Below are 22,331 nucleotides of genomic sequence, written 5' to 3' on the forward strand. Positions count from 1 at the left end.
CGACGAGAGTAGGGCTCGCGGTCGGCACGGTGACGGTCACGGGATGGCAATGATCTCGCCGTACCGCCGGTGACGCGGCCGCCGACTGGGAGACCATCGCCTCTGCCGTACGAGTAGGGGGAATTCGTGAAAAGGGTTGTCGGGGTCGTCGTGGGGGCCGTGTTGCTCGTCACCGCGGCGGGGGCGCCGCGGGAGGCGGCGGCGCAGGAGCTGGACCAACTGGTCTGGGGGGCCTGTGACGCCTCGGGCAAGGTCACACAGGCGGACACGTCGCGCTCCAGGACGGGGCTGGTGGTGGAGTGCGCCTCGCTGAAGGTGCCGCTCGACTACGCCGATCCGGACAAGACCATCAGCCTGGCGCTGAACCGGGTCAGGGGCAGGTCCTCGCGGGGCCACCTGGGGGCGCTGCTGGTCAATCCGGGAGGGCCGGGGGCGTCCGGTCTCGACCTGGCCAAGCGGGTCGCCGTCCAGCTTCCCGCCGAACTGACGGGCCGGTTCGACGTGATCGGGTTCGACCCGCGTGGGGTCGGCAACAGCGAGCCCGCGCTGCGGTGCGTCGATCCCGCCGAGTACTACGCCCCGCCGCGTCCGGACAACGTCCCCGCGACCACCAAGCAGGAGACGGTGCTGCTCGGCAGGGCCCGCCAGTACGCCCAGGCCTGCCAGAGCCGGTGGAGCTGGATGCTGCCGCACCTGAGCACGGAGAACAACGCCAGGGACATGGACGAGATCAGGAAGGCGCTCGGCGAGGAGCGGATCAGCTATCTGGGCTACTCCTACGGCACCTACCTCGGCGCGGTCTACGCCACCCTCTTCCCCGAGCGGGTCAGGCGGATGGTCCTGGACAGCGTGGTCGATCCCAAGGGCGTCTGGTACAGCTCCAACCTTGCCCAGGACCTCGCCTTCAACCGGCGCCACCGGGACTTCCTGCGCTGGACGGCCCGGCACAACGACGTCTACCGGCTCGGCAGGACGGCCAGGCTGGTCTCCTTCGCCTGGTACGCCATGCGGGACCGGCTGCGCACCCGTCCCGCGGGCGGGGTGGTCGGGCCGAGCGAGCTCGACGACGTCTACACCCTCGGCGGCTACTCCGACCTCGTCTGGCCGCAGCTCGCCAAGGCCTTCTCCGCCTACGTCAAGCGGGGGGACACGGCCCCGCTGGTGGCGGCCTACCGCAGGTACGCCCAGAACGACGCCAAGGACGAGAACGAGTACGCGGTCTATCTGGGCGTGCAGTGCCGTGACGTCGCCTGGCCCGCAGAGTGGAGCAGGTGGCGCTCCGACATGACCAGGATGCACGCCAAGGCACCCTTCCTGACCTGGTCGAACGCCTGGTACAACGCGCCGTGCGTGTACTGGCCTGAGCGTGGGGGGACGCCGGTGACGCTCAAGGACAGCGCCACGCTGCCGCCCATCATGCTCGTGCAGTCGGAGCGCGACGCCGCCACGCCGTACCAGGGGGCGCTGAGCATGCGCGCGGTGTTCGCCCGGTCCAGGCTGCTGACGGTCGCGGGGGGAAACCACGGCGCCACCTTCAACGACAACCAGTGCGTCGACCGTAAGCTGGCGGCCTACCTCAGGGACGGCACGCTCTTCGGTCCCGCGACCCGCGTGGCGCAGCGTCCCGACGCCCGCTGCGCCGGGAGTCCGGAACCCCTGGCCGCCTCGCGATGAGGCGCCGCTCAGGGTAGATGACAGGCTCTGTGTTGGTTCCTGCCAAAATCGTGGGGGTCGCGTAGGCTGGGCGCGTGATGCTGCGCACAATGGCGTCGCGCGTGCTCGACGACAACGATCGTGACGAGGTCCTGGCGCTCCTGGACGCCGATCCTGTCTCCAACGTTTTCGTCGCCTCCAGGGTTCGTGCCGTCGGTCTCAGCCCGGCCAGGCTCGGCGGTCAGATGTGGGGGTTCGGTCCGCGCGGCGGCCTCATCTCGCTCTGCTACGCGGGAGCCAACCTGGTCCCGGTCAACGCCGGTGCCGAGGCCGTGCACGCCTTCGCCGAGCGTGCCCGCAAGCAGGGGCGCCGCTGCTCCTCGATCGTCGGGCCCTCCGACGCGGTCGAGCCGCTCTGGGAGCGGCTCGAACCGTTCTGGGGGGCGGCCCGGGCGATCCGCTGGGCCCAGCCGGTGATGGAGGCGACCGAGCCCTCGCCCGTGCCCGCCGACCCCCTGGTCAGGCGGGTCAGGCCGGAGGAGTTCGAGATCCTGCTGCCCGCGTGCGTCGCGATGTTCACCGAGGAGGTCGGCGTCTCGCCGGAGATCGGCGACGGAGGGGCGCTCTACCGTTCCCGGGTGGCCGAGCTGATCAGGATCGGCAGGTCCTACGCCAGGATCGACGAGGGACGGGTCGTCTTCAAGGCCGAGATCGGCGCCGTGACGCCCCAGGCGTGCCAGATCCAGGGGGTCTGGGTCCACCCCGAGCTGCGGGGCAGGGGGCACGCGGTCGCCGGGATGGCCTCGGTGCTCAAGCACGCCCTCGACTGCTTCGCGCCGGTGGTCTCGCTGTACGTCAACGACTACAACGCCCCGGCGCGGGCGGCCTACCGCAGGGCGGGCTTCCGCGAGGTGGGCACGTTCATGTCGGTGCTCTTCTGAGTCACAGGGCGCGGACGAGCCTGGCCAGCAGGTGTTCCAGCTCGGTGCCGGGGTCGGTGGTGAGGCCCGCGTGCACCGGGCCCGTCTGCACGATCGTGCTCCTCGGGGCGGTCAGCCAGCGGAACCGGCTGCCGAGCGACTCGCCCGTCAGCGGTCCCTCCTCCCCGAGGCAGGAGAGCCGGTAGGCGCCCAGGGCGTGCCGTACGCCCTCGATGTCGGCGTGCGCGTCGAGCGCCCGCAGCCGGGTCTCGTCGAGCTCGATCCCGGCGCACAGGTAGTCACGCGGCTGGCAGTACAGCAGCACCCCGGCGTTGATCAGCTCGCCGCGCTCGACGCGGGGGATGACCCGGATCACGGCGTACTCGTAGACGTCTCTCACCGGTTGTCCCTCCAGAACGCGCCCACGGAGCCGGTCTTCCTGTCGTGCCGGGTCCCGGCCCGGGGAAGCTCCCGGGGGAGCCACTCCCTGGGGACCTGCGCCCTGGCCAGCAGGTGCTCCACATACGCCTGTCGTACGGCCTCGGCCCCGTCGAAGCCGGGTTCGTCCTCAAGCCACTCGTCGGGGACCTCGTCCACGACGCCGTCGAGGAGGTCCCTGGTGATCGTCTCGCTCAGCTCGGCGTCGGCCTCGGCGAGCCGGGTGGCGTAGGGGGCGAGCACGTGGTCGGTGCCGTCGAAGGGGCGCGCGGGGTCGGCGGAGGGCCAGTTGTGGTGGAACCACAGGGCGGCGCCGTGGTCGATCAGCCAGGTGTCGCCGTGCCAGACGAGGAGGTTCGGGTTGCGCCAGCTACGGTCCACGTTGTGGATCAGGGCGTCGAACCAGAGCAGCCGGGAGGCGAAGTCGGGGTTGGGAGGCCAGGTGAGCGGCTCGAAGCCGAGCGCGGCGGGCAGGAAGTCCACCGCCAGGTTGAGCCCGGCGCTGGCCCGCAGCAGGTCCTGGATCTCCTCGTCGGGCTCGCGCAGGCCGAGCTGCGGATCGACGTCGATCACCTTCAGGTCGGGGGTGCGGAAGCCGAGACGGCGGGCGAGCCCGGCGGCGACGACCTCCGCGACGAGCACCCTGCGGCCCTGTCCGGCGCCCCGGAACTTCACGACGTAGGTCCCGAGGTCGTCCGCCTCGACCACCCCGGGAAGCGACCCGCCCTCGCGCAGCGGGGTCACGTAGCGGGTGGCCACGATCTGTTCCAGCACTCCGCCAGGCTAGCGGATGGTTCCAGTCCTCTATGGCCACCTGTTCTGCGATATATGGCCACCTGTTAGTGAATGTCCCAGTCGCTTCCAAGTGCTCCCCAAGTGGGCCGGGACATGCTCTCGCCTGGGAAGCGAGTTTTGGGGAGAGTACGAAAATGTGGCGAAGAATCAGCGCCATCGCCGCCCTGGCCATGGCCGGGGTTCTGGCCCTGCCGGGCGCCGCCATGGCCAAGCCGAAGGAACTGGACGTTCCGGTGGGGACGTGGCTCGCGGCGCGGACACATCCCGCCGTGCAGCTGACCTCGGTGTCCTACACCGCGGACGTGGCCGTGCCGACGCCGGTCGCCAACCTGGACGCGATCAGGAAGCTGACCCAGCAGGGCATCGCCGCCGTCCAGTCAGGCAAGATCTCGGCGGACGAGAACAGCATCTACCGGTGGGTCGTCCAGCAGATGGCCAAGGATCCGGGACGCTACTTCTCGCCGGGCGCGCCCGAGCGCGTCGTCGAGGCGAGCGCGGGCGGGCTGTGCACCGGCTGGTGGGTGACCCCCGACGGCTACATGGTGACCGCGGCCCACTGCGTCGGCCAGGAGGACGAGGAGCTGGCGCAGACCTTCGCGGCGCAGGCGCTCACCGAGGTCAACAAGAAGGACGCCGCCGACCTGATCGCCGATCTCGGCGACGTCGCCTCCGACGACGAGATCGTCAGGACCGCGTCCAAGATCTTCCAGATCTGGAACGCGGACAACATCAAGATCCGCAACGTCAAGAGCGGACTCTCGCTGCTGCAGAGCCTGCCGGGCGGCGGGGTGGACAAGACCGCCAAGTCGGTGCCCATCGAACTGGTCGCCAAGGGCACGGTCTATCCGGGCAAGGACGTGGCGATCCTCAAGGCCAACGGGCAGAACAACCTGCCGACCGTGCCGCTCGGTCAGGACTCCGACGTCCGGGTCGGTGACACGCTCTACATCAGCGGGTTCCCCGGCACGGTGACGCAGACCTCGATCTTCAACGTCGAGTCCAAGCTCGACCCGGCCTTCACCGAGGGGCCCTACAACGCCAGCAGGCAGACCCCCGAGGGCGTGCCGTACATCCAGACGCAGGCGCCGTCCTACCCGGGCAACTCCGGTGGGCCGGTGTTCAGCAGGGACGGCAACGTCATCGGGATCCTGGTCGGCGGCCTCATCCAGCAGGACGGCGGCTCGACCGAGGGCGAGAGCTTCGTGCTGCCGGTCAGCATCGTCAAGGAGAAGCTCAACGAGAAGAACATCAAGCCCGCCGAGTCGGCCACGACGAAGGCCTACAACGAGGCGCTCGACCTGTTCTTCGCCGACCACTACTCCGAGGCGCTGCCCAAGTTCCGTGAGGTCCAGGCGCTGCAGCCGAACCACCCCTACGTCGCCAAGTACATCACCGACTCCCAGCAGGCCATCACGGCCGGCAAGGACCAGAGCTCCTCGCCGATCCTGCCGTGGATCCTGTGGGGCGGTGGCGGACTGGTCGTCCTGTTCGTGGTCGGCACGCTGGTCGCGGTCGCCAGGGGGAAGCGCAGGGCGAAGACGCCGCCCTCCTCGTTCCCGCCCGTGTCCTACGGTGTCCAGCCCGGTCACCCGCCGCAGGGTCCGGGTCCGCAGGGGTACGGCCAGCAGTACGGCGGGCTGCCACCGGGGGCGTCGGCCGGGCAGCCCTACCAGCAGCGGCCGCCCTACCCGCTGCCCGCGGGGCCCGACGAGACCCGCTCGGTCCGCCCCCAGGCCCAGCAGTACGGCACGCCGCCCCAGAGTCAGCCCCAGGGGCCGGGGGCCAACACCCGCATCGCCGGGCTTGAGGCCGAGCTTGAGGAGCTGCGCCGGAACATGAGGCAGCGGCCGCCCGAACAGTGAGTCCTAGACGGTGACCCCGGCCCTGCGCCGTCCCTGGTAGGGGCGCGGGGCCGGTTGGTCGTCGGGGACCGGCGCCGCCAGGACGGTGGTCGTGGAACGGGCGTGCGTGGACCGTGCGGACCTCGGGGGCCGCACGGTCGTGCTGACCGGGGCCTCCGGCCTGCGGTGCCGCCTGCCGCGCAGCGGAGCGTCCTCCACGAAACCGGACTGCGGGAAACCGGACGACTCGAACGGGTGCTCCCGCATGCGCCGCCTGCCCTGGTAGGGGAGCCGGGGGCCGTCGTAGCGGCGGGGCTCCCCGGTCCTGGTCACGCTGACCGGAGAGAGCGTCTCCTCGGGGCCCGCGTGCCGCCCGGTGCCCGGCTCCTCGACGTGGGCGAGCGGGGTGGTGACCGAGGGGAAGCCCGCCGTCTGGGCGGGCCTGAGCGTGGTCTCGGCGGCGGGCACGGCCTCGGGTGCCGTGGCCAGCAGCGTGGTGGGCAGGGTGGCGGAGACCGGGGCCGCCACGGGGGCCGCCAGGGGGATCGAAACCGTGGTCGAGGCGGGGGTGCCCCGGGTGAGACGGCGACGCCCCGGGGCGCGGCGGCGTCCCGGCGCCTTGCGGGCGGGGCCGCTGCTTCCCGCGCCTGCGACGGCGAGTGCGGGCCGTACCCTCAGCTGCCTGGTCCTGGCGTGGGCGATCAGCGCGACCGCGGTGAGCAGGACCGGCGCGAGGATCGCGGGGGTGCCGAGCTGGGGGGCGTCGGCGGGCAGGCGGATGCTCGTCGCGGCGGCGGGGGCGGCGGCGATCGCGTTGGTGTCCGCGGTCGCGGGCTTGGCGTGCTTTCCGGTACGGCCCGCGGCCTGCGAGGTGGAGGGCGGCGCGGTCTTCGCGGCCTGCTTGACGGGGGGCTGGGGCTTGGCAGGGTCCTTCGCGTGGGCCCCGGTCTCCGGCTTGGCGTGCTTGGGGGCGGGCCGCGCGGGCGGGGAGGGCGGCAGGTTCTCCCGGACCGTGGCGGGCGGGAGCTGGGACAGCAGGTCGGTGGTGTTCGGGCGGGAGGCGGTGATGATCTCCTGCTGCTGGGCCGCCTCCTCGTCGAGACGGGCCTTGATCTTCTCGGGGTAGCCGTACCCGACGACCTTGTCGGTGTCGCGCACCTTGCGCTTGGCGACGCCGCCGTCGATGTTGCCCTCGATGGTGTGGATCCTGTGGCCGTCGACCCGGGTGACGATCCCGACGTGGTCGATGCCGTCCATCTTCCTGCCACCGCTCCAGTCGAAGAAGACGATGGCGCCGGGCTTGGGGACGGTGCCCCAGGCGTCCTGCTGGCGGAACCACTTGGCGTGGTGGACGGTGTAGGCGAACTGGCCGATCCAGTCCTCGTAGCCCAGCTTCTTGGCCGCCCAGGAGAGGTACATGTCGCACCAGGGGGCCGAGCTGTAGTCGGCGTCGAACTCGACGTTGTTGTACCAGTTGCCGAACTTGGTGTAACCGCCGCCCCGCTCGGAGTATCCGAGCTGGCTCTCCAGCAGTTCGATGAACTTGTGCATCTCAGGTGTCATCGGGAAGTTTCCGGTCGTCCTTCCGGCAGCCGTTGGAGCATGGTCGCGCCGCCCTCGCGACCTGGCCGCCGGAAGACGGGGGTTGAGCGATGGCGCGTCACGGAACCCGGCCAGTGGGGCAGCCGGGACACGTGTGGCGGCACCATTGGCCAGTTGTCTTCCGTGACGAGGGAGGTTACCTCCCCTAAAGGGAAGGTCAAGACGGTCCGGAACCCCTGCTGGGACGGGCCATGGCGCACCGGACGGCAAAAGCCGACGTCAAAGGCGTTTTCATGATTTTTCCACTGTAAACGCCCAACTGAAAAAGATCTGGCGAATCACGAAAACTACGGCACAGGCGGGGCGGGAGGGGCGTCGAGGAGGGCGGCGGCCAGCTCCGTGACGGACCGGGTGAAGCGCCGGGGCTCCCCGGGCGAGGTCGTCCGCCGGACCAGTTCGCCGTCGAACAGGGCGAGCAGCGCGTGGGCCAGGAAGTCCGCGTCGAGGTCGGGGCGCTCCTGCGCCACCAGGGACGCGATGTGCCCGTGCCAGAACAGGTAGCTCGGCTCGGTGTACTTGGCGTCGGCGCACGCCTGCTCGTGCGCGGTCAGCAGGGCGGCGTTGTCCTCGGCGATGCCGCAGAGCCCGTCGAGGAAGGCCGTCAGCCGCTCCCGCGCGGGCGCGCCAGGCCCCAGGGGCGGGAGGCCGTCCGTGATCGCCTCACGCAGCGCCAGCGAGCGCTCCTCAAGCAGGGCGCGCAGCAGGCCGGTGCGGCTGCCGAACCTGCGGAAGACGGTCCCCTTGCCGACCCCCGCCTCGGCCGCGACCCGGTCGAGGGAGACGTGGTCGCCGCCGTGCTCGGCCACCAGCCGCTCGGCCGCCCGCAGGACGGCTCGCCGGTTGCGCGCGGCGTCGGCGCGCTCCTGACGCTGCTCGGTCATGGGCTCTCCCGTTGACAAGCGGACCGCTGGTCCGAATATTCTAGCGCCCAGACAAGCGGACCAGTGGTCCGCTACAACGATCCCCCGACGGAGGGAAGCCCCATGACCGTTCGCGCCGTCGTCACCGACCCCGAGGCACGCGCCGCACTGCGGATCGCCGAGGTCGCCGACCCCGAACCACGTCCCGGCCAGGTCCTCATCGACGTGCGGCACATCTCGCTCAACCGGGGCGAGGTGGTCTTCGCCGCGAGCCTCCCCCCGGGAACCGTGGCCGGCTACGACGCCTCGGGCGTCGTGGCGCGCGCCGCCGCCGACGGCAGCGGGCCCGCGGAGGGCACCCGCGTCGTCGCCTTCGGGCCCGGCGCCTGGGCGCGGCGCGTCGCGGTGGACACCGACGCGGTAGCCGAGGTGCCGGAGACCGTCGACCTGGCCCACGCCGCGGCGCTGCCGATGGCGGGCGTCACCGCGCTGCGGACCCTGCGCACCCGCCCGATCCTGGGCCGCAGGGTCCTGGTCACCGGGGCGGCCGGAGGGGTCGGCCGGTTCGCGGTGCAACTGGCCGCGCTCGGCGGGGCCCACGTCGTGGCCTCCGTCGGCTCCGCGGCACGCGGGGCGGGACTGACCGAACTGGGCGCCCGCGAGGTGGTCGTCGGCCTCGACGGGATCGACGAACCCTTCGACCTCATCCTGGACAACGTCGGCGGGCCGCAACTGGTCGCCGCCTGGCCGCTGCTGGCCCCCGGAGGAGACCTCCAGAGCATCGGCTGGGCCTCGGGAGAGCCCGCCGTGTTCACGCCGGGCTCACTCTTCTCCCTCGGCCGGTCGAAGACGATCAGCACGTTCGGCGACGCCACCGGCTTCGGCCCCGACCTGGCGACCCTGCTCGGCCTGGTCGCCGAGGGCAGGCTCCGCACCGAGATCGGTCTGCGCGACACCTGGGAACACCTCGCGGAGGCGGCCGAGGCGCTGCTCGGCCGCCAGGTCGCGGGCAAGGCCGTACTGGACGTCGGGCCCGTGGGTCAGAGCGGCGCGTAGAGGACCAGGGCGTTGCCCGAGGGGTCACGGAGCACGGCCCTGACCTCGTGCGGCCCCGCCTCGGGCCCGTGGACCAGCTCGGCGCCCGCCCCGGTCAGCTCCTGTACGGCCAGCGCCACGTCCTCGACCCGGTAGGACGGCGCCGTGACGCCGCCCGCGACCTGCTCGGCCGGACCCACCAGCGCGACCGTGACGCCGCCCCCGTCGAGGGCGGCGAACCTGTCGCCGTCACGGAAACGCACCGCGAGGCCGAGCGCCCCCGAGTAGAAGGCGATGGCCCCGTCCATGTCCTCGACGGGGACCAGCACGTTGCCGAGCCTGCTCACACGGCCTCCAGGGGACTCCAGGGGAGAGGTCATCCCGGCTCACCGGGAACGGAGGGGATTTCCGAGGGGTCGTCCGAGGGACCCGGATCCTGCTCGCAGGGCGGCAGGGTGACCCGGGCCTGGCTTGAGCGGCTCCCACCCGCGGGAACCGTGGTGATCGTCACGGTCCTGTTGGCGTACTGCCCGCACTCGGGCAGCGCGGCGAACTCCCCGGCCACCGTGCGCGAGTAGGCGGTACGGCCGGACAGCTCGACCGTCCGGGCACTGCTGGTCGTCCCGCCGTCGGAGCCGGGGACCTGCTGGGTGAAGGCCAGCCGTACGGACACCGGGGAGGTGTCGGAGGTCCGCACCCTGAAGGCGACCGAGGTGCCGTCGAAGGAGGTGATCGTGACGGCCGGGGGCGCGCACTCCTCACCCTCGACGACCGCCTGCGCGTGCTGGGTGCCGTTGGCCGCGGGACGGTCGGTGGTCACCGTCACCCCGAGCGTGGCCTGCCCGCCGCACGGCACCTCGACCGGGGGCGCGGGCAGCTCGACCGTGTAGCCGGTCTCGCCGGACAGCGTCCTGGTCACGGTGTCCAGCGTCTCGCCGTCCTCACCGGTGAAGGAGGCGGTGAGCCGTACCCTGCCGGGACCGCCGGTGCGGACCTTGACGGTGGCCATCCTGCCGTCCCAGGAGGTGATCTCCGCGCCGCGCACCTCGGGGGCCGGGCACGGGGCACCCTTGACCTCGACCGTGCGGCTCAGCTCACCCCCGGAGAAACGGGGCGAGGTCGAGGCCGTGACCCTGCGGTAGAGGGTCTTCTCGCAGGCGGGGGCGGTGAAGGCGTAGGGGACGGGCTGGGAGTAGACGTCGCCCCCGCTGAGCGTGTAGTCGCGGGTGGCGACCTTCTTCAGGTGAGCGCGGTCCTCGCCCTCGGCGAAGGCGACGGTCAGCGCGACGGGCGCCGGGGAAAGGGCGCGCAGGCTGACCGTGGCCCCGCCCGCGTCGAACCGGGTGATCGCGAGGTCACCGACCCCGGGCTTCGGAGGGGGCTTGGGGGGCGCGCTCGTGGGCTTGGGGGAGGGCGTGGACGGGGCGGGGGTGCGCGGGGCCGTGTGGCCGGAGCCGGTGTTCCCCGAGGTGGCCGAGGTCCGCTCGGTGTCGGTGCGCGAGCGCTCGGGAGGAGGCAGGACCGGCTCGGGCGGGGGAGAGCCGCCGTGGCCGGGCGTCTTCGCCGCCTCGGGAGTCCGCGCGGGAGGGGTGAAGATCGAGTTCGCGGAGAGCCTGTCGGCCGACTGTCCGGCCGCGACCAGCCCGACGGTGACCGCGACCGTGATCACGACGACCCCCGCGAGCAGCCGGGGACCGAGGCGGGGACGGCGCCTGCCGCCCCGGTGGCCGAGCACGGTGCTCGCCAGCGAGGTGCTCGCCTTCGGCGTCGGCCTGGCCAGCGGGAACGACAGCGCCAGCAGGGTGGCGAGCTCGGCCAGATGCCGCCGCCCCCGCTGCTCCCACTCGGGGCCGTACGCGGCGAGCGCCGCCGCCTCCAGTTCGAGGACGAACGCCTCGGCCGTCGCGGGCCGGTCGGCCGGGTTCTTCGCCATGCCCCGCGCGACCAGGCCCCGCACCGAACTCGGCACGGCCTCGATCGGGACCGGTGCGTGCCGGTGCTGGTGCATCAGCGCGGCCCCGTGGTCGGCCCGGTACGGCCTGCGCCCGGTGAGGCACTCGAAGAGCACGCAGGTGGCCGCGTAGACGTCGCTCGCCGGGGTGGCCGGAGATCCGGCCCACTGCTCGGGGGCCATGTAGGGCGGCGTGCCCTGCGGCGCGTCCACGTGCCCGCTGCGGGCGGCGATGCCGAAGTCCGTCAGCTTGCTGGCGCCGTCGGCCTGGATGAGCACGTTCTCCGGCTTGTAGTCGCGGTGCACGATCCCCGAGGAGTGCGCGAACGCCAGGCCGAGCAGCGAGCCCTTGAGCACGACGAGCGCCGCCTCGGGACTGGTCGTGCCGTGCTCGGCCAGAATCCTCCTGAGCGAGACGCCGTCGACCAGCTCCATGACGATCGCGGCGTCACGGGTGTCCTCGTAGTACTCGTAGAACTGGACCACGTTCTGGTCGTACAGCTCGACCATGACGCGCGCCTCCTCACGGAAGCGCGCCAGGAACCCGTGGTCGCTCCGCAGGGCCGCGTTCAGATACTTGATCGCCACGTAGGCGCCGGTCGCGGTGTAGGTGGCCAGGACCACCCGGCCGCCACCTCCCGCGCCGAGCTCTCGAACCTCGTGGTATCCCGGAACCAATGGAGTCCCCCTCCGAGCGCCGTCGCTTGTTCGACGGTCTCACCCCCGCCGTCGGTTGTCACGGTTCGCGAATTTCGTAAGGAAATCGCTATCAGGGAGACGCGTCCAGGGAGGCGTAGACGGCCTCGGCGAGACGCAGGGCCCGGGGGCTGTCCGCGATCGCGTCGGTCATCCTGTTCATCGTGTACGCCATGCCCAGACCGTGCTCCACGTCGCCGAGCCCGAGGAAGCCCCCGAGACCCGTGTGGCCGAAGGCCGTCAACGACCCCTGCCCGGGAACCGGGAAGGCCCGCGCGGGCCGCATGTAGCCGAGACCGAAGGAACTGTCCACGAGCAGCACCCGGTCGGGACCGGACACCCTCGCCCTGACGGCGTCCGCCAGGGTCTCGGGACGCAGGATGCGCCCGGCGACCAGATGACGGTAGAACCCGGCCAGACCGAGGGCCGTGGCCACGACCCCGATCGCGGGCCAGCCCGCGCGCAGGATGACCGGGTGGTTGGCGCCGCCGGGAAGTTTGGTGACCTGCGGGTTGCCCAGGGCGCGGCGGGTCAGGCTCTCACCGTCCAGCATGGCCGCGCCGAGCGCGTCCTCCGGGGCCGGCGCCGAGGCTCCCACGCGCAGCCCCCCGGACAGGCGGGCCGCCCGCGCCGCCACGTCGTCGGGCGCGCCGAGCCAGAGTTCGAGGCCGAGCGGATCGGCGATCTCGGCGGCCACGAACTCACCCGCCCGCTTCCCCGAGACCCTGCGGATCACCTCGCCCAGCAGGAAGCCGTAGGTCAGCGCGTGGTAGCCGTGCGCTGTCCCCGGCTCCCACAGCGGCGTCTGCCCGGCGAGCCGGTCGGCGACGGCCTCCTGGTCCTCGAACTCCTCGACCGGCACCGGCTCCTCGACCACGGGCAGGCCCGCCTGGTGGGTGAGCAGGTGCTCGACGGTGATGCGCTCCTTGCCCGCGCGGGCGAACTCGGGCCACACCTCGGCGACCGGGGCGGTGACGTCGAGCAGCCCGCGCTCGGCCAGCAGCAGCACCGCCGTCGCCGTCACCGCCTTGGTGCAGGAGTAGACCAGCGCGGGGGTGCCGCGCTCCCAGGGACGCTCGTCACGACGGTCGGCGACACCGCCCCACAGGTCCACGACCGGTTTGTCGTCGAGGAAGACGGAGAAGGCGGCCCCGAGCTCCCCGTCACCGGCGAAGTTCTGGCGGAACACCTCGCGCACCCGCGAGAAACGAGGATGACACCACCCGTGAACCGCCATCGTCCACTCCTGTGTGAAAAACGCATGTGAGCGCGGAAAACCCGCCGGGCGTCGAGCCTAACAACGCCCGGGAGCCACGCGAACACTCTCAGCCCCCGCCGGTCTCCTCCGCACGGGACGACACGTAGACGTTCCCGTCCCGCCCGGTGTAGACGAGTCCCTCGTCCGACAGGACCTGGACCGCGCGCCGTACGTCGTCGGGATCGAGACCGTGGTCCCGCCGGAGGCTCTCCTCGGAGGGGAGCGGGCTGTCGAGCTGGATCTCACCGCTCGTTATCCGCTCGCGGAGGACGTCCGCGAGCCGCAGGTGGGCGGGGACGGGGTCACCAGAGTCGGCCATGTGTCCTGGATGCCCGCCGTACGGCCCGGCGCCCCGGGTGTGCCGTAACAAGGACGACGGTTGACGGACGTTTTGTTCGCGCCAGCCGTCCTCGTGAACGAGGTCGGTCAGGGGGACACGGCCGCGCCACCCCTTGCGTTCGAGGTCGGGCACGCGGTGGCGGTGCGTCACCGGCCCCAGGCAGAGCCAGGCGACCGGCCGGATCCCCTCGGGGATGCCGAGCAGACCGGCGACGAACTCCTCACGGTAGAAGGACACCCAGCCGACCCCCAGATCCTCCGCGGTGGCCGCGAGCCACAGGTTCTGGATCGCCAGGCAGACCGAGTAGAGCCCGGCGTCGGCGATGGAGTGACGGCCGAGGACGGCGGGAGCCCCACGCCCCGGGTCGTAGGTGACGACGACCGACAGCGTGGACTCCCGCACCCCGTCCACCTTGATCGTGGCGAACGTCGCGGCCCGCTCGGCGTCGAGGGTGGCCGCGAAGACCTCACGCTCCCGCAGGACGTGCTCGGCGAACGCCTCACGGACTCCTTGGTCACGGACCACCACGAAGTCCCAGGGCTGGGAGAGGCCCACGCTGGGCGCGGCGTGCGCGGCACCGAGGATCCGCATCAGGACCTCCTCGGCCACGGCCTCCCCGGTGAACTCGGCGCGCACGTCCCGCCGTTCGAAGATCACGTCATAGAACTCAGGCATGATCGCCAGCATGCCGGTACGCCCGCCGTACCCCTCACCCCGCCCGCGGCCCCCGGTCCTCGCGGACGGGAGAAGGGGTACGGCGGGCGCGCCCCCGGCGCCGGAAGGAGAAGGCGTGAGCAGGCAGGAAACAGGCCGGACCGCGTCCTGGCCGGGGGCGACACCACCGAGGCCAGCCTGCCGGGCCGCCCTGCACGTTTCCTGCACTTCCGCGCCGCGGACGGCGAGAAGGGATGAAGGCCCAGGTCAGCGGACCACCGTGACGTCGAAGAAGATGCCGCTGAGATGCGGCATGAAGTGGTTGCCGTCCGCATCCACCATTTTCCAGTACACCTTGCACCGCGTCGGCTCCATGGGGGCCCGCACCTCGACGCTCACCAGCGCCGATCCGCCGGGGTCCGTGTCGGGGACGCGCACGCTCCTGTGCTCGGTCTGGCACAGGTCCTCGCCGTCCCACGGCCACTGGCGGTAGAGGTAGCGGTCGCGCCACGGGACCGTGCCGACGTTGTCGAGCTGCCAGGTCTTGACGAACGTCTCGCCGGCCCGGACCGTGCTGCCGTCGGGGTAGGTCACGTCCCTGGCGAGCCGCGACCGGTCACCGGGGATGGGCCGGACGAGATGGGCCTCGGGGGGCATCCGGTCCTGACGCGGGAGCCACAGCCACAGACCCGCCCCGAGGAGCAGGCAGACGGCCACGGCGGCGACAGCCGTACGGCGTGCGCGGTTTCCGAACCGAGCTCTCCCGGGAGCCGTTTCCACCGGAGTCGGCGTCTCCCCGGCCTTCTGGAGGACGGCCCGCTCTGGGGTGTCGGGTTCCGAGGTCAGGATCTCCCGGTGCAGCTCGCGCAGCTCGGGGCCCGGGTCGGTGCCCAGCTCGTCGCGGAGGGTTCTGCGCAGCCGTTCGTAGCGCGTGAGCGCCTCCGCGGAGCGTCCGCTCGCGTGCAGGGCGCGCATCAGCCGAAGGTGCAGCGGTTCGCGCAGGGGAGTGCGGTCCGCCAGCTCGGTCAGCTCGGCGACCAGGGTCGGGGGGACGTCCCCGGCGGAGAGCGTCAGGTCGGCGTAGGTCTCCAGGGCGGACAGCCGAAGCTCCTGCGCGTGCGCCACCCGTTCGAGGACGCACGGTGTCTGCGGGACGTCGCAGAACGGCTCCCCGCGCCACAGGGCGAGCCCCTCCCGCAGGATCTTCGCCGCCGCCCGGGGATCCTTCTCCTCCTCGGCAAGGGACAGCGCCCGCCGCAGGCGCGCCAGGTCGGTCCCCGCCTCGCCGAGGCTCAGCTCGTAGCCGCCCGGCCTGCTCAGGAGCGTGGGATCCATGGAATCGGTGAGGGAGCGCAGCAGGGTACGCAGCCGGGAGGCCCGCACCTGGACCGCGTTGGCCGGGTCGGCGGGCAGCTTGTCGGGCCACAGCGCGTCGGCGAGATGCTCGGTCGAGACCACCTCGCCGGGGTGGGCGAGCAGCTCACCGAGGAAGGCGCGGTCCTTCGCCGCGGTCGGGGCGGTGGACCGCCCCCGGTGAGTGATCGTCAAAGCTCCCAGCACGAGAAAATCCACGCGGGGAGTATGGCAGCTTTCGTCCGGTATCCGGGCCGCCTTCGCCGTCCCCTAGGTTGCAGGGGTGACTGTTTATCTGCCTGGTGTGACGCTCACCGACCACACGTTCACCGTGCCCCTCGACCACGCCGACCCCGGTGGGCGGACGATCGAGGTCTTCGCCCGTGAGGCTGTCGATCCGGCCAGGCGGGGGAACGACCTGCCGTGGCTGCTCTTCCTCCAGGGCGGCCCGGGAGGCAAGTCGCCGAGGCCGCACGCGGCGGACAGCTGGCTGGCCCGCGCGCTGCGGACCCACCGGGTGCTCCTGCTCGACCAGCGGGGGACGGGCCGCAGCACCCCGGTGACCGCCAACACGCTGACCGGCACCGACGCCGAGACGGCCGCGATGCTGCGGCACTTCCGCGCCGACGCGATCGTCGCCGACGCTGAGCTGATCCGGCGTGAGCTGGCCGGCGACCGGCCGTGGGAGACCCTCGGGCAGAGCTACGGCGGGTTCATCACGCTGACCTACCTCTCCACCGCACCCGAGGGGCTGGCGGCGTGTTACGTGTGCGGCGGGCTTGCGGGTCTTGGGGCGAGCGCCGAGGAGGTCTACTCCCGCACCTATCCCCGGGTCCGCGCCAAGGTTGACCGCTTCTTCGCCCGCTACCCCGGCGACTCGGCCAGGCTGGACGCGATCGCCGACCGGCTGCGTGAGAGCGAGGTCAGGCTGCCCGACGGGGACGTGCTGAGCGTGCGCCGCCTGCAGAGCATGGGCATGTGCCTGGGGATGAGCGACGGCGCCGAGTATCTCCACTGGGTCCTCGACGAGGCGTGGACCGGGGGAGAGCTGTCGGACCTGTTCCGCTACGAGGTCATGACGGCCACCGGGTTCGTCGGCAACCCGCTCTACGCCGTCATGCACGAGTCGATCTACGCCCAGGGGGCGGCGACCGCGTGGGCCGCCCACCGGCTGCTGCCCCCCGAGTTCGCCGAGGACGCCCGGCCCCTGCTGCCGACCGGGGAGATGATCTATCCCTGGATGTTCGAGGAGATCGCGGCCCTGCGTCCCTTCAGGGGAGCCGCGGAGATCCTCGCCGCCGACGACTCCTGGCCGAACCTCTACGATCCGGTACGGCTGGCCGCCAACCGGGTGCCGGTCGCCGCGGCCGTCTACTACGACGACATGTACGTGGACGAGGGCCTGTCCACGCGGACGGCCGCCGAGGTCGGCGGGGTGCGGACCTGGGTGACCAACGAGTGGGAGCACGACGGCGTGCGGGTCTCCGGGGAACGCGTGCTCGCCCGCCTGATGGACACGGTGACGGGCGTGTACGGCTGACGCCTCAGGTCTCAGGAGATGATCTCGGTCAGCGGCAGCCGTACCTGGAAACGGGTGTCGCCGGGCACCGACTCGACGCGCAGGTCACCGCCGTGGCGGCCAGCGACGATGCGGAAGGAGATGTCCAGGCCGAGCCCGGTCCCCTCCCCGACGGCCTTGGTGGTGAAGAACGGCTCGAAGATCCGCTCACGCAGGTGCTCTGGCACGCCGGGGCCGGTGTCGCAGACCTCGACGAGGGCGGTCGTGCCGTGTTCGAGGCGGGTGCGGACGGTGAGCGTCCCCTCGCCCGCCATCGCGTCGAGCGCGTTGTGGATCAGGTTGGTCCACACCTGGTTGAGCTCTCCGGCGTAGCCGGGCAGCGGCGGCAGCTCCGGGTCGTAGTCGGTGGCCACGGTGACCCCCGGCGGGATCTTGCCGCGGAACATGGTGAGCGTGCTGTCCAGCAGCTCCCGCAGATCCACGCGCTGGTACGGCGCGCGGTCCATCTGGGAGTACTGCTTGGCCGAGGCGAGCAGCGTGGAGATCCGCTCGGTGGCGTCGGTCACCTCGTCGAGCATCTGGGAGATCTCGACGGCCTCGGCGAGCCAGCGCACCGCGCCCGCCAGGTGCTCGTCGCCGATCTTTGACCTGACCTTCTCCAGACCCTCCTGACCGAACCCGGCGCTCACCAGCGGCGCCGCGAGCTCCCAGGCGTCGGTGACCCCGGCTGCCTCAAGGGCGTCGCCGAGCTCGTCCTCGGCGTCCGAGGTCTCAAGCGGGGTGCGGGCGGGGACGTTCCCGACGCTCTCCGCGCAGCCCTCCTGCAGGTCGACCAGCTCGCGCAGCCGCTCAGGCGGGATGCCCGCCTCGGCGAGGTCGGCCAGCTCCCGCCGCGCCGACTTGATCTTCTCCCGCAGCTCGCCGACCGCGCGCACGGCCGCCGCGGCCGGGTTGTTGAGCTCGTGGGTGAGCCCCGCGGTGATGGTGCCGAGCGCGGTCAGCCGCTGACGCCTGTCGATGAGATCCCGCTGGGCCAGGCCGCCGAGGCGCACCCCGTCGAGCAGGTGGACCGCCATCGGGAACCACTCGGCGACCATCTTCCCGTACTTCTTGGCGGGCAGGAGGAACAGCCGGGAGGGCTTGATCGCGCGCAGCGAGTGGGCGTAGGTCTCCGGGGCGCGCTCGCCCAGATAGGCGGAGGTCGCCCCGGCGTAGACGCCGACCTGGGAGGTGGGGGTCATGGTCACCACCCCGGCCGGGGTCTCGGTGGACATGACGATCTCGCCGTCGATGAGGACGAGGAAGCACTCGGCGGGCTCACCCTGCCGGATGATCAGCTCGCCCGCGTCGTACTCGCGCTCCTCGCCGTGCGAGGCCAGCCAGTTCAGCTTCTCCTCGTCGAGCTTCTCGAACAGGAACAGTCCACGGAGCACGTCGGTGCTGATCATGTGGCCCCCCGTCATGTCTTCTCCAGGTAGCGGTGCACCAGCGCCACGGCCATGGCCCCCTCGCCGACCGCGGAGGCGACCCGCTTGATCGAGTCCGCCCTGACGTCCCCCGCGGCGAAGACGCCCGGCACGTTGGTCTCCAGGTGGTACGGCTCCCGCCGCAGCGGCCAGTTGCGCGGGCGGCTCTCCGCGGCGGTCAGGTCGGGGCCGGTGAGGACGAAGCCCCTGCTGTCGCGTTCGATCGTCTCGCCCAGCCAGTCGGTGTACGGCTCGGCGCCGATGAAGACGAACAGCCACTCGGTCTCGGCCGTGCGCTCACCGTCGGGGCCCTTGAGCGTGAGCCGTTCCAGATGGTCGTCACCCTCGGCGCCGACGATCTCGGTGCCGGTGTGGACCTCGATGTTCGGGATCTGCGCGATCTGCTCGATCAGGTAGTGCGACATGGACTTCTCAAGCCCGTCGCCCCTGACGACCAGGTGGACCTTGCGGGCGTACCCGGACAGGTAGACCGCGCCCTGCCCCGCGGAGTTGGCGGCGCCGACGATGTAGACCTCGCGGTCGCGGCACTCGGGAGCCTCGGTCACCGCGGCGCCGTAGTAGACGCCCCTGCCGACGAGGTCGTCGAGGCCGGGGGCGCTCAGCCTGCGGTAGGAGACGCCGGTGGCCAGGATCACGGTGTGCGCGGCGATGCTGCCGCCGTCGGCGAAGCCCACGACCTTGGCCTGCCCCCTGACCTCCAGGCTGGTGACCGTACGGGCCGTGAGAAGCTCGGCGCCGAACTTCAGGGCCTGGCGGCGGGCGCGGTCGGCGAGCTGGGCGCCGGAGACGCCGTCGGGGAAGCCCAGGTAGTTCTCGATGCGGGAGCTCTGGCCCGCCTGCCCGCCGGAGGCGTGCTGCTCGACCATCACCGTGCGCAGCCCCTCGGAGGCCCCGTAGACCGCGGCGCCGAGGCCCCCGGGTCCGCCGCCGATGACGACCAGGTCGTAGAAGTCGGTCGCGGGGGCGGTGGAGAGGCCGACGGCCGCGGCGAGCGTCGAGGTGTCGGGGGCGACGAGCTTGGTGCCCTCGCCGGTGACGACCAGCGGCAGCCTGGCCGGGCTGACCTCGCCGTCTCCTTCGCCCGCCGCGGTCAGCAGCTGGGCGCCCTCGGGGGAGTCGGCCAGCATCCAGCGGTAGGGGACCTGGTTGCGGGCCAGGAAGTCACGGACCTCGTAGGACCTGGCCGACCAGCGGGCCCCGACCACCCGCAGCTCGTCCGACTCGCGCCGCTCGGCCCGCTGCCAGGCGTCGAGGAGCGCGTCGAGCACCGGGTAGAACTTCTCCTCCGGCGGGTCCCACGGCTTGAGCATGTAGTGGTCGAGATCGACCACGTTGATCGCCTGGATCGCGGCGTCGGTGTCGGCGTAGGCGGTGAGCAGGACGCGGCGGGCGTAGGGGTACAGGTCCATGGCCTGTTCGAGGAACTCGACGCCGTTCATCTGGGGCATCCGGTAGTCGGCGAGGATGGCCGCGACGTCGTCGCCGCGCAGCCGCATCTCGCGCACGCTGTCCATGCCCTGCGGGGCGCTGTCGGCCCTGACGACCCGGTAGGACTGGCCGTACCGGCGTCTGAGGTCGCGTGCGACGGCCCGCGAGACGCCTGGATCGTCATCGACCGTGACGATGACCGGTTTGTCCATGGTCAGCCTTCCCCCGAAGCGTGACATCTTCTCCCGAAGGATGTCATATCAGTGGTCGGACATACCCACGGCGCGGAGCAGGTCGGCGGGATGGCCGTGGGAGGCGCGCAGCCGTACCAGCTCGGGGTCGTTGCCCCAGAGGTCGGCGAACGTGCCGTGCCCGATCCGGTCGGCGATGACCTGCAGGGCGATGTCGTGCTTGATGTACTCCACCGACATCGTGACCACGGCCGGGTCCTCGGTGTAGACGCCCCAGGCCGAGCCGTTGGCGAACCCGCCGATCAGGACCTCGCTGCCGTCGCCGACGACCACCAGGAGGCTGCAGTCCAGGTTGTCCGCGATCGCGTTGGGCACGGGGAAGTGGCGCTCGTACAGGTAGCCGATCCGGGTCTCGGCCGGGCCGAAGTGCACGACCGAGACCTCGACCCCGCGCTCGGCAGCCCTCCCGACCAGCGGGGAGAGCTGCTTCATCTCCTGCGGCCAGATCGACAGGAAGAGGTCGGCGCGCGCGGCGGCGACCACGTCCTCCGCCCGCGCGAGCACGGCCTCGGTGCCCTTGAGGTTGTGGATGATGGGCGCCCCGGGAGGCGCCACGATCGTGGGCAGCGACGTCTGGAGCGACTCGATCGAGTCGTCGAACTCCCTGCGCATGCGTTCGAGGAGAGATCTGGGCGGCAGCGGCAGGTAGACGACCGCCTCCTCGGAGCCACGCAGCTCGTAGGCCGCTCCCTTGGCCACCAGCTTGCCCAGCGTCTCGTAGACGGTGCTCCGTGGCACGCCGGAGCGCTTGGCCACCTCGTAACCGTTGAGGGGCTGCCCGGCGACGACAAGCGTGACATACGCCTTGGCCTCGTAACCGGACATGCCCAGGCGCTGCAACTGTTCTACGACGTCCCGCATCGGAGTTATGGTACGGCTCGCCGTGCCGGTTGGGCCTTGTCGTAACGAACATTATTTAGTCCGAAATTAATCGTTTTGGAGCGTTCTCTGGTGATGTGTGGCAAAAGTGGCCTCTGAGCAGCGCGTTTTTCGTCGGCGCCGGTAAGGCGCGAGTTGGCGACCAACTTCATCGGGATTCAGAAAGCGTTCCGTCCTCAGGAACGCGACAGGGCCGCGCCCATCCTTCGGGATGGACGCGGCCCCGTGGACGCGCGGGTCAGACCTGGCCGGCCTTCTCCAGGGCGGAGCAGCAGGTGTCCACGATGAGACGGGTCACGAGGTAGGGGTCGGCGTTGGCGTTGGGGCGACGGTCCTCGATGTAGCCCTTCTTCTCCACCTCGACCTGCCACGGGATGCGGACCGAGGCGCCACGGTCGGAGACGCCGTAGCTGAACTCGTTCCAGGGGGCGGTCTCGTGGTGGCCGGTGAGGCGCTCCTCGATGCCGGCGCCGTAGTGCTTGACGTGCGCGGGGGCGTTGGCGGCCAGGGCGTCGCAGGCGGTGATGATCGGGTCGTAGCCCTCACGCATCGCCTTGGTCGAGAAGTTGGTGTGCGCTCCGGCGCCGTTCCAGTCGCCCTTCACCGGCTTGGCGTCGAGCGTGGCGGCGATGTTGAAGTCCTCGGCGACGCGGTAGAGCAGCCACCGGGCGATCCAGAGCTGGTCGGCGACCTCGACCGGACCCGCCGGGCCGACCTGGAACTCCCACTGGCCGGGCATGACCTCGGCGTTGATGCCGGAGATCGCCAGACCGGCCTCAAGGCACAGGTCGAGGTGCTTCTCGACGACGTCGCGGCCGAAGACCTCGTCGGCGCCGACGCCGCAGTAGTAGCCACCCTGCGGGGCGGGGAAGCCGCCGATCGGGAAGCCGAGCGGACGGCCCTCCTTGAAGAAGGTGTACTCCTGCTCGATGCCGAACCAGGACTCCTGCTCGGCGAACCGCTCGGCCACCTCGACGAGGGCGGCGCGGGTGTTGCTGGAGTGCGGGGTCATGTCCGTGTCGAGGACCTCGCAGAGCACCAGCACGTTGGCGCCGCCACGGATCGGGTCGGGACAGGTGAAGACCGGCTTGAGCACCCGGTCGGAGGAGCCGCCGTCGGCCTGGTTGGTGCTGGACCCGTCGAAGCCCCACAGCGGAAGCTCGGCGCCGTCGGCCACGATCTTCGTCTTCGAACGGAGCTTGGCGGTCGGCTCGGTGCCGTCAATCCAGATGTACTCAGCCTTGAAGGTCATCGCCGGTCCTTGCTAAGGGGAAGGGGTCTGCTGCCCCCAAAGACTCGCAAGGCGCGATTTCGCATCTGTTGCCCTTATGTGAACGGGATGTTACTCAGGTCCGTTTTACCTGGTATCGC

At 71.5% G+C, this 22,331-nt stretch carries 18 protein-coding genes; 5 read left to right on the top strand and 13 right to left on the bottom strand.

Going from position 1 to position 22,331, the window contains the following annotated elements; translation table 11 throughout:
* The first annotated feature begins 126 nt into the window (after window positions 1-126).
* Window positions 127-1,674, top strand: a complete 1,548-nt coding sequence (locus FHS44_RS25735; RefSeq protein ID WP_184719055.1) for an alpha/beta hydrolase — start codon at window positions 127-129, stop codon at window positions 1,672-1,674.
* Between the two features lie 77 nt (window positions 1,675-1,751).
* Entirely contained in the window at window positions 1,752-2,594 is an 843-nt protein-coding gene (locus FHS44_RS25740) for a GNAT family N-acetyltransferase (RefSeq protein WP_184719731.1), read from the top strand.
* A 1-nt stretch (window position 2,595) separates the two neighbouring features.
* Here FHS44_RS25740 and FHS44_RS25745 read toward each other — a convergent pair whose 3' ends face one another.
* Both FHS44_RS25745 and FHS44_RS25750 read right to left on the bottom strand, forming a co-directional pair.
* On the bottom strand, window positions 2,596-2,973 hold the full coding sequence (locus tag FHS44_RS25745; RefSeq protein WP_184719057.1) for a DUF3037 domain-containing protein: 378 nt from the start codon (window positions 2,971-2,973) through the stop codon (window positions 2,596-2,598).
* Window positions 2,970-3,785: a HipA family kinase gene (locus FHS44_RS25750; protein WP_184719059.1), complete on the bottom strand. Its 816-nt coding sequence runs from the start codon at window positions 3,783-3,785 to the stop codon at window positions 2,970-2,972. Before FHS44_RS25750 ends, FHS44_RS25745 begins: the two co-directional genes overlap by 4 nt.
* 155 nt (window positions 3,786-3,940) lie before the next feature.
* Here FHS44_RS25750 and FHS44_RS25755 point away from each other — a divergent pair, with 155 nt between their 5' ends.
* Complete coding sequence (locus FHS44_RS25755) at window positions 3,941-5,668, top strand: S1 family peptidase (protein WP_184719061.1); 1,728 nt, start codon at window positions 3,941-3,943, stop codon at window positions 5,666-5,668.
* Window positions 5,669-5,671: 3 nt separating this feature from the next.
* Here FHS44_RS25755 and FHS44_RS40255 read toward each other — a convergent pair whose 3' ends face one another.
* Both FHS44_RS40255 and FHS44_RS25765 read right to left on the bottom strand, forming a co-directional pair.
* On the bottom strand, window positions 5,672-7,210 hold the full coding sequence (locus FHS44_RS40255; protein WP_221461323.1) for a CHAP domain-containing protein: 1,539 nt from the start codon (window positions 7,208-7,210) through the stop codon (window positions 5,672-5,674).
* 326 nt (window positions 7,211-7,536) lie between these two features.
* Entirely contained in the window at window positions 7,537-8,130 is a 594-nt protein-coding gene (locus FHS44_RS25765; protein WP_184719063.1) for a TetR/AcrR family transcriptional regulator, read from the bottom strand.
* 102 nt (window positions 8,131-8,232) lie between these two features.
* Between FHS44_RS25765 and FHS44_RS25770 the strand changes: the two genes are divergently transcribed.
* A complete protein-coding gene (locus FHS44_RS25770) occupies window positions 8,233-9,165 on the top strand; it encodes a zinc-binding dehydrogenase (protein ID WP_184719065.1) in 933 nt (310 codons plus the stop codon).
* On the opposite strand, the gene FHS44_RS25775 is transcribed toward FHS44_RS25770, so the two are convergent.
* The 5 genes from FHS44_RS25775 to FHS44_RS25795 form a co-directional block, all read right to left on the bottom strand.
* Complete coding sequence (locus tag FHS44_RS25775) at window positions 9,150-9,524, bottom strand: VOC family protein (RefSeq protein ID WP_184719067.1); 375 nt, start codon at window positions 9,522-9,524, stop codon at window positions 9,150-9,152. The genes FHS44_RS25770 and FHS44_RS25775 overlap by 16 nt on opposite strands.
* On the bottom strand, window positions 9,521-11,773 hold the full coding sequence (locus tag FHS44_RS25780; protein ID WP_184719069.1) for a serine/threonine-protein kinase: 2,253 nt from the start codon (window positions 11,771-11,773) through the stop codon (window positions 9,521-9,523). Before FHS44_RS25780 ends, FHS44_RS25775 begins: the two co-directional genes overlap by 4 nt.
* A 91-nt stretch (window positions 11,774-11,864) precedes the next feature.
* The gene (locus FHS44_RS25785; RefSeq protein WP_184719071.1) at window positions 11,865-13,028 is read right to left on the bottom strand and encodes a serine hydrolase domain-containing protein; all 1,164 of its coding nucleotides are present in this window, start codon (window positions 13,026-13,028) and stop codon (window positions 11,865-11,867) included.
* A gap of 88 nt (window positions 13,029-13,116) precedes the next feature.
* Window positions 13,117-14,064, bottom strand: coding sequence for a 5,6-dimethylbenzimidazole synthase (bluB, locus tag FHS44_RS25790; RefSeq protein WP_184719079.1), 948 nt, complete (start codon window positions 14,062-14,064; stop codon window positions 13,117-13,119).
* Window positions 14,065-14,310: 246 nt separating this feature from the next.
* Window positions 14,311-15,615, bottom strand: a complete 1,305-nt coding sequence (locus FHS44_RS25795) for a BTAD domain-containing putative transcriptional regulator (RefSeq protein WP_184719080.1) — start codon at window positions 15,613-15,615, stop codon at window positions 14,311-14,313.
* Window positions 15,616-15,679: 64 nt separating this feature from the next.
* Here FHS44_RS25795 and FHS44_RS25800 point away from each other — a divergent pair, with 64 nt between their 5' ends.
* Window positions 15,680-16,936: an alpha/beta fold hydrolase gene (locus FHS44_RS25800; RefSeq protein ID WP_184719082.1), complete on the top strand. Its 1,257-nt coding sequence runs from the start codon at window positions 15,680-15,682 to the stop codon at window positions 16,934-16,936.
* Window positions 16,937-16,947: 11 nt separating this feature from the next.
* On the opposite strand, the gene FHS44_RS25805 is transcribed toward FHS44_RS25800, so the two are convergent.
* The 4 genes from FHS44_RS25805 to glnII form a co-directional block, all read right to left on the bottom strand.
* Window positions 16,948-18,378, bottom strand: coding sequence for an ATP-binding protein (locus tag FHS44_RS25805; protein ID WP_246436060.1), 1,431 nt, complete (start codon window positions 18,376-18,378; stop codon window positions 16,948-16,950).
* Complete coding sequence (locus tag FHS44_RS25810) at window positions 18,375-20,042, bottom strand: NAD(P)/FAD-dependent oxidoreductase (protein WP_184719083.1); 1,668 nt, start codon at window positions 20,040-20,042, stop codon at window positions 18,375-18,377. The genes FHS44_RS25805 and FHS44_RS25810 overlap by 4 nt, the downstream gene beginning before the upstream one ends.
* 48 nt (window positions 20,043-20,090) lie before the next feature.
* The gene (locus FHS44_RS25815; protein WP_246436062.1) at window positions 20,091-20,942 is read right to left on the bottom strand and encodes a TrmB family transcriptional regulator; all 852 of its coding nucleotides are present in this window, start codon (window positions 20,940-20,942) and stop codon (window positions 20,091-20,093) included.
* Between the two features lie 256 nt (window positions 20,943-21,198).
* On the bottom strand, window positions 21,199-22,212 hold the full coding sequence (glnII, locus tag FHS44_RS25820) for a glutamine synthetase (RefSeq protein WP_184719084.1): 1,014 nt from the start codon (window positions 22,210-22,212) through the stop codon (window positions 21,199-21,201).
* Between the last annotated feature and the right edge of the window lie 119 nt (window positions 22,213-22,331).

The organism is Streptosporangium saharense (genome assembly GCF_014203715.1).
Classification (GTDB): domain Bacteria; phylum Actinomycetota; class Actinomycetes; order Streptosporangiales; family Streptosporangiaceae; genus Streptosporangium; species Streptosporangium saharense.